This window comes from Actinomycetota bacterium (assembly GCA_035697485.1).
Classification (GTDB): domain Bacteria; phylum Actinomycetota; class UBA4738; order UBA4738; family HRBIN12; genus JAOUEA01.
This window is the reverse complement of the sequence record DASSCU010000037.1, coordinates 50,201-63,408: the sequence shown is the minus strand read 5'-3', so window position 1 is coordinate 63,408 and position 13,208 is coordinate 50,201. Positions and strand designations below refer to the sequence as shown.

The window sequence follows — 13,208 nt, the reverse complement described above, 5'->3', positions numbered from 1 at the left end:
GTCAGTGCTCCTTGACGACCGTGCCCGCCTCGCTCACGCGCAGGTCGGTCAGGCCGGAGTGCACCCGGTCACCCGTGACGTGCACGGTGTCGTCGTCGACGTGACCGAGCTCCTGCAGCCGCATGAGCACGTGCTGCAGCGACTCCTCGGGCGTCTGCGAGAGCGTGTCGACCGTGATCTCGGGGTCCTCGGGCACCTCGTAGGGGTCGTCCACCCCGGTGAAGCCCGTGATCTCTCCGGCGAGCGCCTTCTTGTAGAGGCCCTTGGGGTCGCGGTTCGCGGCGATCTCGTCGACCGTCGCGTGCACGTAGACCTCCACGAACTCGCCGATCAGCTCGCGGCAGGCGTCGCGCGTCTCCTTGTAGGGGCTGATCGGGCAGCAGATCGTCACCACGCCGTTGCGAGTGAGCAGGTTCGCGACGAACCCGATGCGCAGGATGTTCGTGTCGCGGTCCTCCTTGGAGAAGCCCAGGCCCTTCGACAGGTTCTTGCGCACCTCGTCGCCGTCGAGGATCTCGGTCTTCAGCCCGCGCGACTGGAACTCGTGGTAGAGCATCTCGGCGATCGTGGACTTGCCCGCGCCCGACAGGCCCGTGAACCAGACGGTGAATCCTTGCTGCTCGCTCACTGCAGGAAGCTCCTTCCGGCGGCGCCGGCCGGCGCCTCGATGTCGTACAGGGACAGGATCGACGGACCCACGTCGACGAGGTTCATGCCGTCCACCCGGCCCATCTGCTGCCCGGGCAGGTTCACCATGGAGAAGAACGCGGTGCGGTCGTGGTTGGCGCCGTCGGTGCCGGTGTCGTTCTCGAACGTGAAGATGCTGGGATTGCCGACCGCGCCCACCGAGCGCCAGTCGAGGTCGCCGAAGTACACGATCAGGTCGGGCGCGACGCCCCGCACCTCGGGGTAGACGTCCTGGGGCTTGTGCACCTTCGTGCCCATCGGTACGCCGTCAGGTCCCGGCAACGCCTCGAGCTTCGTGATCATCTCGTTCCGCAGCGTCTCGTACTGGGCCGGCTCGACGATGCCCTTGGGTTCGCGCCCCTTGATGTTCAGGAAGCAGCGCCCGTAGTAGCCCCCGTCGCCCCAGGCCACCGTGCGGTTCCAGTCGATGTCGGCCTTCGCGATCGGTGTGATCTCGCGCACCGGCTCCTTGAGGACCAGGTAGCCCTCCTGGATCAGCCAGTCGTTGAAGCAGAGGCCGCCCATCATCGGTCGGGCGCCGTGGTCACTCATCGCGATCGTGATGACATCCTCGGGCAGCACCTCGAGCAGCGTGCCGATCTGCTGGTCGAGGAAGCGGTAATAGTCGTGGAAGGACGTCTCGTACTTGTTGCCGGGCTCGTAGAGCGGGTGCCGCGGGTCGTAGAACTGCCAGAAGCAGTGATGCAGCCGGTCGAGACCCATCTCGACCATCATGAAGAAGTCCCACGGCTTGGTCTTGATCAGCCGACGCGCGACCTGGAACCGCCGCTCCGTCATCTTGAAGATCTGATCCATCACGAAGTCCGGACCCTGCTGCCGGAAGTTCGGGATGTCGAAGATGTACTCGTTCTCCCCCAGCTCTTCCTCGATCTCGGTCTCCAGCTCGGCCGGGAACGCGTACCGGTCGGCGCTGGGAGGCGTGAGGAAGCACGCCACACGCCAGCCCGGGAACTCCTTGGGCGGCGGGAATCCGGGGGGGACCCCGATCAGGAGCGACCGCTTGCCGGTGGCACCCAGCATGTCCCAGACCGCCGGTTCCTTGACGCTCAACGAGGTCGCGACCTGCAGGCCCTCGTAGCTCGTGTCCTTGCGGTTGCGGAACCCGTAGATCCCGAGCTGGCCGGGCGTCATCCCGGTCATGCCGCAGGCCCACGCAGGCACGGTGATCGGCGGCGTGATGCTCGCGAGATCACCGTACATGCCGTTGGCGAAGATCTTCCGCAGGTTCGGCACCTCGTCGGCGAGGTCTTCGAACAGGAGCTTCGGTGCACCGCAGTCGAGGCCGATGACCGCGACCCTGGGTCCATCGTTCATGCGCTACCCCTTCGGTCCTTGAGCGCTCGTTGCATGCGTGCGTCCTCTCGGGTGTCGGAACGGGCGGAGGTCGCGAGCAGACGCGCTGGCGCGCGGGGCGGCTCCGCGGTGGGCGTATCCTACCAACCGGCCGAACCCCGGCCCACCTGCACAGGCGCGAGGACAGGAAGACGCTCGTGAAGCTTCTGCGACGGTTGTTGAAGGTGCAGGCCGCGCTGTGGCTGCTCTGGAGCCTGGCGATCGGGCTGTTCCCGCGCTGGGTGATGGAGGATCTCTTCGGCCAACCCGTGCTCGCCGATTACGTCTGGGTGCGAGCGGCGGCCGTGATGGGCATGGTGCTGGCCCTGCTGATGGTGCTCGTCGCTCAGAAGATCGACGAGCTCTGGTGGTGGTCGTGGGCGTTCGCGGTGCTCGAGGTCGGCACCGCCACCGTGTTCGCGATCAACGCGATCTTCGGTGTGCCCGAGGGCGCCGACGCGTGGCCGTTCTGGGCGCTCGCATCCGTGAACGGCGCGTTCGGGGCCGGCCTGCTGGTGGGCATGGGCATCGGGGGCCAGGAGAAGCCGTTCGTGTGAGGCTCAGGCCCTGGCGGCTTCGATGCGCTCGGTCGCGAGCCGATCCGCCGCGGCCGCCGGCGTGATGCCCTCGCGTTCCGCCCGATCGAACAGATCGGTCAACGTCTGGCCGATGCCGGCGAGCCGCGTCGTCATCTGTGCCTCGTCCCAGCCGAGCCGCTCGTAGCCGGCGAGATGGATCACCCCGCCCGCGTTGATCACGAAGTCGGGCGCGTACAGGATGCCGCGGGCGTGCAGGCGGTCGGCGTCCCACGACGTGGCGAGCTGGTTGTTCGCGGCGCCGGCCACCACCCGGCACCGGAGCAACGGGATCGACTCGGCCGAGAGGAGCGCCCCGGTCGCACACGGGGAGAACACGTCGCACTCGGTGTCGAACACGTGATGGGCCGTCGTCGACCCGGCGCCGAGCGACTCTGCGACCCGGGCGGCGCGCTCGCCGTCGAGGTCGGCCAGCGTGAGCGAGGCTCCCGCCTCGTGGAGCAGCGCGGCGAGCCGTGACCCGACCGCCCCGACGCCCTGCACGAGCAGGTGTCGCTCGGAGAGGTCGTCGTCGCCGAAGGCGCGGCGCACGCTGGCCCTGATGCCGTGGAAGACCCCGAGGGCCGTGGCACCGGCCGAACTCCCTGAACCGCCACAGGCCACCGAGCGCCCGAGCACGTGCGGGGTCCGCTCGCCGACCACGTCGAGGTCGGCCTCGCCCGTGTTCATGTCGGCGGCCGTCACGTAGCTGCCGCCGAGCGAGTCCACGAGGTCTCCGTACCGCAGCAGCACGTCGCGCCGTCGCACCGAGCCCGGCGCCGGCACCTCCGGCACGGCGAGCACCGCCTTGCCACCGCCGAAGTCGAGCCCGGCGGCGGCCTGCTTCATGGTCATCGCCTGCGAGAGGCGGAGCACGTCATGCAGGCCGTCGTCGGGCGTTCGGTAGGCCTTCATGCGGGTGCCCCCCATCGCCGGTCCGAGCACGGTGGAGTGGACCCCCACGAGCATCCACGTGGTCGACGATTCGTCGAACCGCACGACCACGTGCTCGCCGTCCCACCCGCGGATCAGATCCTCGAACATCGGGGTGAGTGTATTCCTGAGGGAACACGCGTGGGGCGGGCCGAGATGGCCCGCCCCACGAGGTGCTTCCCACGGCGGCACCGATGCCCGCCGCGTGCGTCGGTCAGTGCATGTGGCCGTGGCCGTCGCCGGCCGAAGCCTCTTCCTCCTCGGGCTTCTCCACGACGGCCGACTCGGCCGTCAGCACGATCGCGGCGATCGACGCGGCGTTCTGCAGCGCCGAGCGGGTGACCTTGGCCGGGTCGATGATGCCGGCCTTGACCATGTCGACCCACTCGCCGGTGGCGGCGTTGAAGCCGTCGCCGTCGCCCTCGCTGCGGAGCTGCTGCACGATCACGGAGCCCTCGTAGCCCGCGTTCTGGGCGATGCGTCGGGCTGGCTCACTGAGCGCGTTCCGCACGATGCGGGCGCCGGTGGCCTCGTCACCCTCGAGGTCGAGCTTGTCGAGCGCAGCCTCCGCGCGGATCAGCGTGACGCCGCCGCCCGGCACGATGCCCTCCTCGACCGCGGCGCGGGTCGCCGAGACGGCGTCCTCGATGCGGTGCTTCTTCTCCTTGAGCTCGACCTCGGTGGCCGCGCCGACCTTGATCACGGCCACGCCGCCGGAGAGCTTCGCGAGCCGCTCCTGCAGCTTCTCGCGGTCCCAGTCGGAGTCGGTCTTGTCGATCTCGGCCTTGATCTGGTTGATGCGGCCGGCGACCTCGTCCCCGCTGCCCTGTCCCTCGACGATCGTGGTCGTGTCCTTCGTGACCACGATCTTGCGGGCCTTGCCGAGCAGGTCGACGTCGGCGTTCTCGAGCTTCAGTCCGACCTCCTCGGAGATGACCTGCCCTCCGGTCAGGATCGCGATGTCCTGCAGCATGGCCTTGCGGCGGTCGCCGAAGCCGGGGGCCTTGATGCCGACGGCGTTGAACGTGCCGCGGATCTTGTTGACCACGAGGGTCGCGAGGGCCTCACCCTCGACGTCCTCCGCGACGATCGCGAGCGGCTTGCCGCCCTGCATCACCTTCTCGAGCACCGGCACGAGCTCCTGCACGCTCGAGATCTTCTTGTTCACGAGCAGGATGTACGGCTCCTCGAGCACGGCTTCCTGCCGGTCGGGGTCGGTGATGAAGTACGGCGAGATGTAGCCCTTATCGAACTGCATCCCCTCGGTGAACTCGAGCTCGATGCCGAAGGTGTTCGACTCCTCGACCGTGATCACGCCGTCCTTGCCGACCTTGTCGAGGGCCTCGGCGATCGTCTCGCCGATCGCCGGGTCGGCCGCGGAGATGGCCGCGACCTGGGCGATCTCCTCCTTGGACTCGACCTCCTTGGCCTCGTTCGCGATCGACTCGACCGCGCTCTCGACGGCCTTCTCGATGCCGCGCTTGAGCGCCATGGGGTTCGCGCCGGCGGCGACGTTCTTCATGCCGCCCTTGACCATCGCGCGAGCGAGCACCGTCGCGGTGGTGGTGCCGTCACCGGCGACGTCGTTCGTCTTCGTCGCGACTTCCTTGGTGAGCTGGGCACCCATGTTCTCCCACGGGTCGTCCAGCTCGATCTCCTTCGCGATCGTCACACCGTCGTTCGTGATCGTGGGGGCTCCCCACTTCTTGTCGAGCACGACGTTCTGGCCCTTGGGGCCAAGCGTGATCGCGACCGCGTCGGCGAGTTTGTCGACGCCGGCCTCCAGGCCGCGCCGCGCATCCTCGCCGAACTTCAGCAGCTTCGACGCCACGGTAGTCCTCCCTTGCCTTCGATGACTCGTATGTCAGACGGGATGGGACCCGACGCTCGTGCGTGCGGGTCCCGGGTTCCCAACGGTGTGTTCCCTACGAGACGACGGCCAGCACGTCGCGGGCCGACAGGATCAGATAGTCCTCGCCCTCGACCTTGACCTCGGTGCCGCCGTACTTCGAGTAGATCACCGTGTCGCCGACCGCGACGTCCATCGGCACGCGCTCGTCGCCGTCCTCGTTGAAGCGGCCCGGGCCGACCGCGACCACGGTGCCCTCCTGGGGCTTCTCCTTCGCGGTGTCGGGGATCACCAGGCCCGACGCGGTGGTCTGGTCACCCTCGTTGGCCTGCACGATGATGCGGTCGTCGAGAGGCTTCAGCTTGAAGTCCGCCATCTGACTCGTCTCCTCCTTGCGGTCTGCGGTCCGTCCCGTCTCGTTAGCACTCACGCCGGGTGAGTGCTAACAGGATAGCCACGGGAGTGCCAAGTGGTCAACGTCGGCGACGGGTTCAGGCGAGCTGGACGGACCCCGTCGCGGCCAGGAGCCGCGTGGCCGAACGAAGTCGAGGCTGATCAGGCGGTCGTCACCACGAGCTGGGGAGCGGATCCGGCCGCCCCCTCCTTCGTGGCGTAGTCGGCGCCGTTGCTCGAGGCGTTCTTGATCCGGAGGCTGTAGGTGCCGTTCGCCGTCACGAGGGCCGTGAGGTCGACCTCGTACCAGGTCCCCGCACTGACCGCGCCCAGGGAGCCGTAGCTCGCACCGGCGACCGGGGCGGTCGCCCACGTCACCGTGCCCTCGCTCCACGGTGGGTTGGTCTCGGCGGCGGCGTAGAAGGTGCCGCCCGCGGAGGAGGAATCCACGCAGAACAGGCGGAGCTTGGCGCCTGTGATCTGGCCGGAGACGTTGACGTTGAACTTGAGCAGGCCGTCGCTCACCGGCGAGCCGTCCACGCTGAAGCTCGGAGCGGACCCCGAAACCGCCGTCCCCGACAGGTTGACCTGGGCGTCGTCGGAAGGGGCGATGACGGCCGCGGTGCTGACGGTGATCGTCTGCGAGGTCGAGCTGGACCCAAGGGCGTTCGTCGCGATCAAGGTTGCGGTGAATGTCCCGGTCGTGTTGTACGTGTGCGAGGGCGAGCGCACGGTCGACGTGCCGCCGTCCCCGAAGGTCCAAGCCCAGCTCGTCGGCGAGCCGCTGCTCGTGTCCGTGAAGTTGACGACGAGAGGCGCACCTCCGCTTGTCGGCGTGGCGATGAAGCTCGCGGTCGGGGCCGAGCCGCCGGGTCCGGTCACGTCGAGCACGAAGACGGCGTGGGACTTGGGATCCGATGTCGGCCGCGCGCTGGAGTCGGCGCCGTCGGTGACGAGCACCTGTTCGCCGATGACCTCGACCGCCCGGGTGTCGAGGAGGCCGAGACCGGTGAGGCTGATGCCGCTCCAACCGGGCAGGAGCGTCCTGGTGGCCATCGACGCCCGGTAGAGGCGCTCGCTGCCGTTGACGGCCAGCAGGTCGCCGGTCGCGTCGTCGAAGTCGACGCCGAAGATCTTGGAGAGCCCCGAGATCGAGAACGAGGGCCCGAAGGTGTTCGTGGTGAAGTCATAGGTGCGGATCGTCGAGCCGTTCGCCACGTAGGTGAGGCCGTCGGCCGAGCGCCACCCCGCACCGGTCCACTCCGACGGCATCGGCTGCCACGACTGCACCTGGAATCGGTTGTTGCCGCCTCGTGTCAGACGGAACACGGTCGGGGTCGCGCTCGTGCTCCCGGAGAAGGCGTAGAGGATGTCGGCGTTCGCGTCGTAGGCGAGCGCCTCGAGGTCCTCGGTGCGCGCCTGACCGGCCGTGCCGCCGACCCCGAAGCGAGGCGCGTTGATGAAGTCCGACTGCGCGATCTTCCGGCGCAGCGCTCCCGTCGTGCGGTCGACCTCGAACAGCGCGTCGTCGTTGTCGGACGCCATCCACAGGGCGTCGTCGCTCGCGACGTACGCGCTGCCTTCGTTGTCACGGACCGAGGTCGAGGATCCCTGGAACGGCGACGTTCGGATCAGGTGGTTGAGGGTGAGCTGTGGCTGACTCGTGCTGATCAGGGCGTGCGCGGTGCCCGTCCCGACCACCGCCAAGGCAAGAACCACGCTCAGTGAGCGTGCGACCGATCGCCGAGCTCGACCCCGCATCCCCTGACCCTCCCCATGGCCGGTTCCTCACGCAGCAACGCCGCCCCGGCGGGATGCCCCTTCAAGGCATGCTCACGCCGACGGCCCTGCCGCTCCCCGACGCGAGGCCTCTCCCGCTCCCCCTCCGGATCCATCGGGTCAGCAGGCCAACCCCGCATCTGTAACAGCGATGAACGTCGAGGGGACCGTGCCGATGACGTAGGAAATCCGGGCGCGCAGGCTCCTCGGCCTACGCATCGCCTCGTCATGGCTCTGGTTCAAGCGATCCCCCAACCGTCGAAATCGGGCCCGAGGAAGGTGCGGACCCTCCGCACGTCCTCGCGCAGAGCGTCGGAGAGCTCGGCGCGCACCTCGTCGGGGATCACCAGTCGGTCGGGCAGCTGCGGCGGCGCCTCGGACGTGCGGCGGATGCTCCGGAGGGCGCGGATCACGTTGTTCTCGAGCTCCTTCGCGCGCTTGGCCGCCGGCAGATGACGCTTCAGCCCCTTGCGGAGCCACAGCGGCACCGGTGACCTCGGCGCGCGGTGCCTCGTCTCGTAGAAGGTCCGATCGATGTCGTCGGGGACATGATCGGGGCGGACCCCTAGGAACGCGTAGACCTGCTTGATCGCCTCGCGACGATCGCCGCGCAGGTCCTCGGCCGTGATGACCAGCAGCTGCTCGCGGGGAAAATGGTCGAGATAACGATCCAGCTGCATCGCGTATCGGCTGTAGTCGAGGTAGATCGGGTTCTCGCGCACCGCACGGCCGATCGGCGCTCGCTCCGTTCCCTCGGTGAGGCGGGTCTGGTAATGGGAACGGATCCGGTCGATCGGATCTCGGACCACGTACAGGAGGCGAGCGTGGGGGATGTGGTCGGCGATGCGGGCCGGGACGCCCTGGTATCGCGGGTACTTCGTGTACACGTTCGATGCCTCGCCGATCGCGACGACACCGGGCGGGGCTCCCTCGAACTGTCGTCGGTACCACCCGATCCCTCGGCCCCAGTTGCCTTCCTCCGCGAAGAACTCCGGCGCCTTGATCGACGGCATGAAGACCTGGGGGTGATCACGCAGGTAGTGATACAGGCTCGTCGTGCCGCACTTCATCGCCCCGATGAGCAGGAAGTTGGGCAGGGCTCCACCTCGCTCGTCGAGGGCGGGGGGTCGGGAGAGGCGTGTGCTCACGCACCCTGTCCAGTCAGGACGCACTTCGCGGTCCGGACCACGATCGAGCAGTCCGCCCAGAGGCTCCATCCCTCAATGTAGGCGTTGTCGAAGCGAACGCGATCGTCGATCGATGTGTCACCGCGCAGACCGCAGACCTGTGGGAGCCCGGTCATGCCGGCACGCACGCGATGCCGGTCCTCGTACCGGGGCACCCTCGCGGCGAACGAATCGGCGAAGTGCGGCCGCTCCGGGCGGGGACCGACGATCGACATCTCGCCTCTCAGCACGTTCACCAGCTGCGGCAACTCGTCCAGGCTCGTGGTGCGCAGCACCTTGCCGACGCGGGTGACCCCGTCGTCGCCGACCGTCCATCTCGTGTCCGAGTCCGCGATCTCGTGCATCGAACGGAACTTCAGGATCTCGAACGGCGTGCCGTCGAGGCCCACGCGCTTCTGACGGAACAGGATCGGACCCGGGCCGGAGAGCCGAACGGCGATCGCGAGCAGCAACAAGAGCGGCGAGGTCAGCAGCAGCAGCAGCGAGGCCACCACGACATCGAAGCACCGCTTCACGAGCTGGTTTCGTGAACGCGTCGTCGGTCGGCGCAGCTGCACGAGCGGGATGCCCCAGACGTCGTCCACGTTGCCCGCCCCCGGGGCCATGGCGCTGGCCTCCCAGAGGCGCGGCACGACGTGGAACTCCGCGGACGACCGTTCGGCCGACCGCAAGGCGGCGACCAGCTCCCGCTCCGAGACGCCGAAGGCGATCACGACGCGACGCACGCCCTGGGCCTCGATGAGCTTCCCGATGTCGCGCGGATCCCCCAGCAACGGCAGGTTCCCCACCCTGCGTCCCTCGGCGTCGACGGAGCCGACGAGACGCAGGCCGTACTCCGGGTGCTGGGAGAGGACGTCGGCCAGTCGGTCCGCGACCTCGCCGGCACCCACGATGAGCGTGGGCTCGGCGAGCACGCCCTCGGCCCGTGCCCTGCGTGCGAGCGCATAGGCCGCTCCGCGCCCGAGGAGGAGCAGGGTGACGGTCATCGGGCCCAACAAGGCCCAGTTCGGATCGGCGCCGAGTGCCGCCGCCGCCGGCATGAGCACGATCAGGGGCGCAGCTCCCCTCGCGAGCAGCCATCCGGCGTCGGTCGACAGCTGCGGACAGATCCTCCCCGCGCGTGCCGGATCGAGATGCATCCCCAACAGGACGATGCCGGTGTAGAGGATGCTCCAGGGAGTGACCCCCGCGATCACGACGGCGGCGGCGAGTGCGCAGACGTCGGTCACCGGGACGGCGGCCCGCAGGAGCCAGCCACGGTCGAGCGCCTGGCCTCTGACCGTCGATGCCGCGGGAAGGGGATGCACCGCCACGTGCTACCGCCCCCTCGGGGCCATGCCCGTTCTCCGCTGTGCGATCTCCACGCGCGCCCGACCTCCGTCTCGCGCCGCCCGGAAGACAATCGGGTGCCCCGGGCCACGACGTAGCAGGGAGTCTCGCCCTCGGACGGCGACGGAGCATCCGTGGATCGTCGTAGATGCGCTACGGGAAGCGATCGGGAGCGCACCGGCCGACGGACCGGATGCGTAGCGGGCATACGCGACATGCATGGGGTGGGGGCCGCGGCCGCTGGATAGGGTCCGGAGCGTGCGACGCGGCGACGGTAAGAGAGGGACGCGATCGGCGATCTTCGTCGCACTCACGCTCTCCGCCATGGTCGCGAGCCTGCTGACCGCTCTGCCGGCTCCCGCAGCGCCCAGGATCCTCTCCTTCCTGCCGGCCGCCGATACGACGGTGCGGGCCGATCAGCCGACAGCGACCGGTGGCTCGGAGACATCGCTCGCGGCCGACAACTCACCCGTGCGGTACTCCTTCATGCGGTTCACCGTCTCGGGCGTGGGTACCGACATCGTCGAGAGTGCGAAGCTCCGTCTCTACGTGACCGATGGCGCGTCCGTCGGCGGCGTGTTCTCCCGTGTGGCGAACACGACGTGGAGCGAGAGCACGATGAACTGGAACACGGCGCCGCCGGCCGACCCCACGCCGCTGGCCACGCTGGGCGCGATCACGACCGCCACCTGGCACGAGGTCGACCTGTCCACGCTCGTGACCGGAGACGGCCAGTTCGGCCTGCGGATCGCCACCCCGACGAGCAACAAGATCTCCTTCAGGTCGAAGGAAGGGAAGGTGGGCTTCCGGCCGGAACTCGTGGTCACGGTCGCTCCATCGCCGGACGTGGCGACACCGACCGCCTCGATCACCTCGCCCTCCCCGGGCGCGACCGTCAACGGGTCGATCGACGTCGGGGTGGACGCCACGGACGACGTGGGGGTCGTCGCTGTGGACCTGCAGGTCGACGGCCAGACCGTCGGGACCGACTCGACCGCTCCCTACGTGATCCCATGGGATTCGTCCTCCGTCGCCAACGGCGCCCACGAGCTCACGGCGATCGCACGAGATGCCGTCGGGAACGCGGGCGCCTCTCAGCCGGTCGCGGTGCTCGTCGACAACGTGGTTGACGTCGACCCACCCACGGCCCCGACCGGCCTGGTGGCCACGGCGACCGGTCCGACCCGCGTGGACCTCAGCTGGACGGCGAGCGATGACGACGTCGGCGTGGCCGGGTACCTGATCGTTCGCGACGATGCTGAGATCGACACCACCGCGGGCACCACGTACATCGACGACGGGGTGACCGCCGAGGCCACCTATCGATACACGGTGGTCGCGGTGGATCCGTCCGGGAACCGGTCGGTTCCCTCGGACCCCGCCGACGTGACGACCCCTCCCGCTCCCCCGGCGCCCACGTCGTTCACCTTCGCCGCCGCGGGGGACTTCGGTACGACGTCGAGGGCGACCGCGAGCCTCGCGACCCTGAACGCTTCCGGGACCGACTTCTTCCTCGCGCTGGGCGATCTGGACTACGACGAGACGCCGACCGACGAAGCGTGGTGCGACTGGGTGAAGGCCGGGTTGCCCGATCTCGGTCCGACGTACCCCTTCGAGATCGTCGCCGGGAACCACGAGGACCAGAACGGTGCCGACGGCTACATCATGAACCATGCCGCGTGCCTGCCGGACCGGCTGGGAGCGACCCTGGGTGTGGAACGGGACTACGGCGCCGAGTACTACTTCGACTACCCGGCGGGGGCTCCCCTGATGCGGGTGTTCATGATCTCGCCCGACCTCACGATCGAGAACGTCAACTACACGTACGGGATGAATGACGTCCACTACCGGTGGCTCTCCGATTCGATCGACGCAGCTCGCGCGGAGGGGATCCGGTGGATCGTCGTCGGCATGCACTACCCGTGCATCTCCGCATCGAACTCCGGCTGTCCGATCGGCCAGCCGTTGTTCAACCTCCTCCTCCAGAAGAAGGTCGACCTGATCCTCGGGGGACACCACCACAACTACCAACGCAGCAAGCAACTCGCCCTCCAGCCGGGGACGTGCCCGTCGTTCGTGCTCGGCGGGTTCGATCAGGACTGCGTCGCCGCCAGCGGCGCGGAATTGATGGACAAGGGCGCGGGGACGGTCGTCCAGGTGGTCGGGACCTTCGGGCGGTCCGGCTCCTCGATCAAGCTCGACGATCCTGAGCTTCCGTACTTCGCGACGACGGCCGGCGCCGGGAACGGCATCATGAGCTACAGGGTGACCGCCGATCGACTGGACGCCACCTTCGTGCCGAGCGTCGGGAGCGTCGCGGACTCCTTCACGATCAGCTCGGGCGGGCCATCGAACGGCGACTCGACCCCGCCGACGGCTCCGACGGGCCTCGTCGCGACACCGGTCGGGGGCGACCAGGTCGACCTGTCATGGACCGCCAGCACCGACGACGTCGCCGTCGACCACTACACGATCGTCCGCGACGGCGTCGCGGTGGACACGGCCCACGGCACGACCTACCTCGACGGGTCGCTGACGCCGGGATCGACGTACTCGTACGTGGTCAGGGCCGTCGACCTCGCGGGGAACGTCTCGGCTGCCTCCAACACCGCGGTCGCCACGACCGCACCCGGAAGCGAGCTCACGTTCGCGCCGACCGCCGACGCCACGATCCGCGCGGGGGCGCCGACGACGAACTACGGCACGAGCTCGTCGCTCTCGATCGACTCCTCCCCGAGCGAACACGGGCTGATGAAGTTCTCGGTGACCGGCATCGGCCCGCGCACCGTCGCGACGGCGAAGCTCCGCATGTTCAACGTCGGTGCGTCCGACACCGGGGGCGTGTTCTCGGCGACGTCGGATGCGAGCTGGACCGAGACGGGCGTGACCTGGGACAACGCTCCCGCGGCCGTCGGCACCCCTGTCGCCACCCTCGGTTCGGTGGGCACCAACACCTGGTACGAGGTCGACCTCTCGAGCCTGATCCGCGCCGACGGCGTGTACAGCCTCCGCATCACCACGCCCTCGACCGACGGGGCGAAGTGGACGTCGCGCAACGGCGATCCGGGGTTCACCCCCCAGCTGGTCGTCACCCTGCTGCCGTAGCCGATCCGCGCGCCGCGG

The 13,208-nt window shown here is 68.8% G+C and carries 10 protein-coding genes; 2 read left to right on the top strand and 8 right to left on the bottom strand.

What is annotated here, in order from left to right; genetic code table 11:
* Position 1: 1 nt before the first annotated feature.
* Entirely contained in the window at positions 2 to 628 is a 627-nt protein-coding gene (gene cysC, locus VFI59_11190) for an adenylyl-sulfate kinase (protein ID HET6714260.1), read from the bottom strand.
* Entirely contained in the window at positions 625 to 2,022 is a 1,398-nt protein-coding gene (locus VFI59_11185) for an alkaline phosphatase family protein (protein HET6714259.1), read from the bottom strand. The genes cysC and VFI59_11185 overlap by 4 nt, the downstream gene beginning before the upstream one ends.
* Positions 2,023 to 2,198: 176 nt before the next feature.
* Between VFI59_11185 and VFI59_11180 the strand changes: the two genes are divergently transcribed.
* On the top strand, positions 2,199 to 2,597 hold the full coding sequence (locus VFI59_11180) for a hypothetical protein (GenBank protein ID HET6714258.1): 399 nt from the start codon (positions 2,199 to 2,201) through the stop codon (positions 2,595 to 2,597).
* Positions 2,598 to 2,600: 3 nt separating this feature from the next.
* Here the strand turns inward: VFI59_11180 and VFI59_11175 are convergent, their stop codons facing one another.
* The 6 genes from VFI59_11175 to VFI59_11150 all read right to left on the bottom strand — a co-directional run bounded on the left by VFI59_11175 (position 2,601) and on the right by VFI59_11150 (position 10,069).
* The gene (locus VFI59_11175) at positions 2,601 to 3,659 is read right to left on the bottom strand and encodes a Glu/Leu/Phe/Val dehydrogenase dimerization domain-containing protein (protein HET6714257.1); all 1,059 of its coding nucleotides are present in this window, start codon (positions 3,657 to 3,659) and stop codon (positions 2,601 to 2,603) included.
* A 103-nt stretch (positions 3,660 to 3,762) separates the two neighbouring features.
* Positions 3,763 to 5,379, bottom strand: coding sequence for a chaperonin GroEL (gene groL, locus VFI59_11170; GenBank protein ID HET6714256.1), 1,617 nt, complete (start codon positions 5,377 to 5,379; stop codon positions 3,763 to 3,765).
* A 94-nt stretch (positions 5,380 to 5,473) separates the two neighbouring features.
* Entirely contained in the window at positions 5,474 to 5,773 is a 300-nt protein-coding gene (groES, locus tag VFI59_11165) for a co-chaperone GroES (protein HET6714255.1), read from the bottom strand.
* 179 nt (positions 5,774 to 5,952) lie between these two features.
* A complete protein-coding gene (locus tag VFI59_11160; GenBank protein ID HET6714254.1) occupies positions 5,953 to 7,509 on the bottom strand; it encodes a DNRLRE domain-containing protein in 1,557 nt (518 codons plus the stop codon).
* Between the two features lie 299 nt (positions 7,510 to 7,808).
* Positions 7,809 to 8,717, bottom strand: a complete 909-nt coding sequence (locus VFI59_11155) for a sulfotransferase domain-containing protein (GenBank protein ID HET6714253.1) — start codon at positions 8,715 to 8,717, stop codon at positions 7,809 to 7,811.
* The gene (locus VFI59_11150) at positions 8,714 to 10,069 is read right to left on the bottom strand and encodes an exopolysaccharide biosynthesis polyprenyl glycosylphosphotransferase (GenBank protein ID HET6714252.1); all 1,356 of its coding nucleotides are present in this window, start codon (positions 10,067 to 10,069) and stop codon (positions 8,714 to 8,716) included. Before VFI59_11150 ends, VFI59_11155 begins: the two co-directional genes overlap by 4 nt.
* A gap of 274 nt (positions 10,070 to 10,343) precedes the next feature.
* Between VFI59_11150 and VFI59_11145 the strand changes: the two genes are divergently transcribed.
* The gene (locus VFI59_11145) at positions 10,344 to 13,190 is read left to right on the top strand and encodes a DNRLRE domain-containing protein (GenBank protein ID HET6714251.1); all 2,847 of its coding nucleotides are present in this window, start codon (positions 10,344 to 10,346) and stop codon (positions 13,188 to 13,190) included.
* Positions 13,191 to 13,208 lie beyond the last annotated feature (18 nt).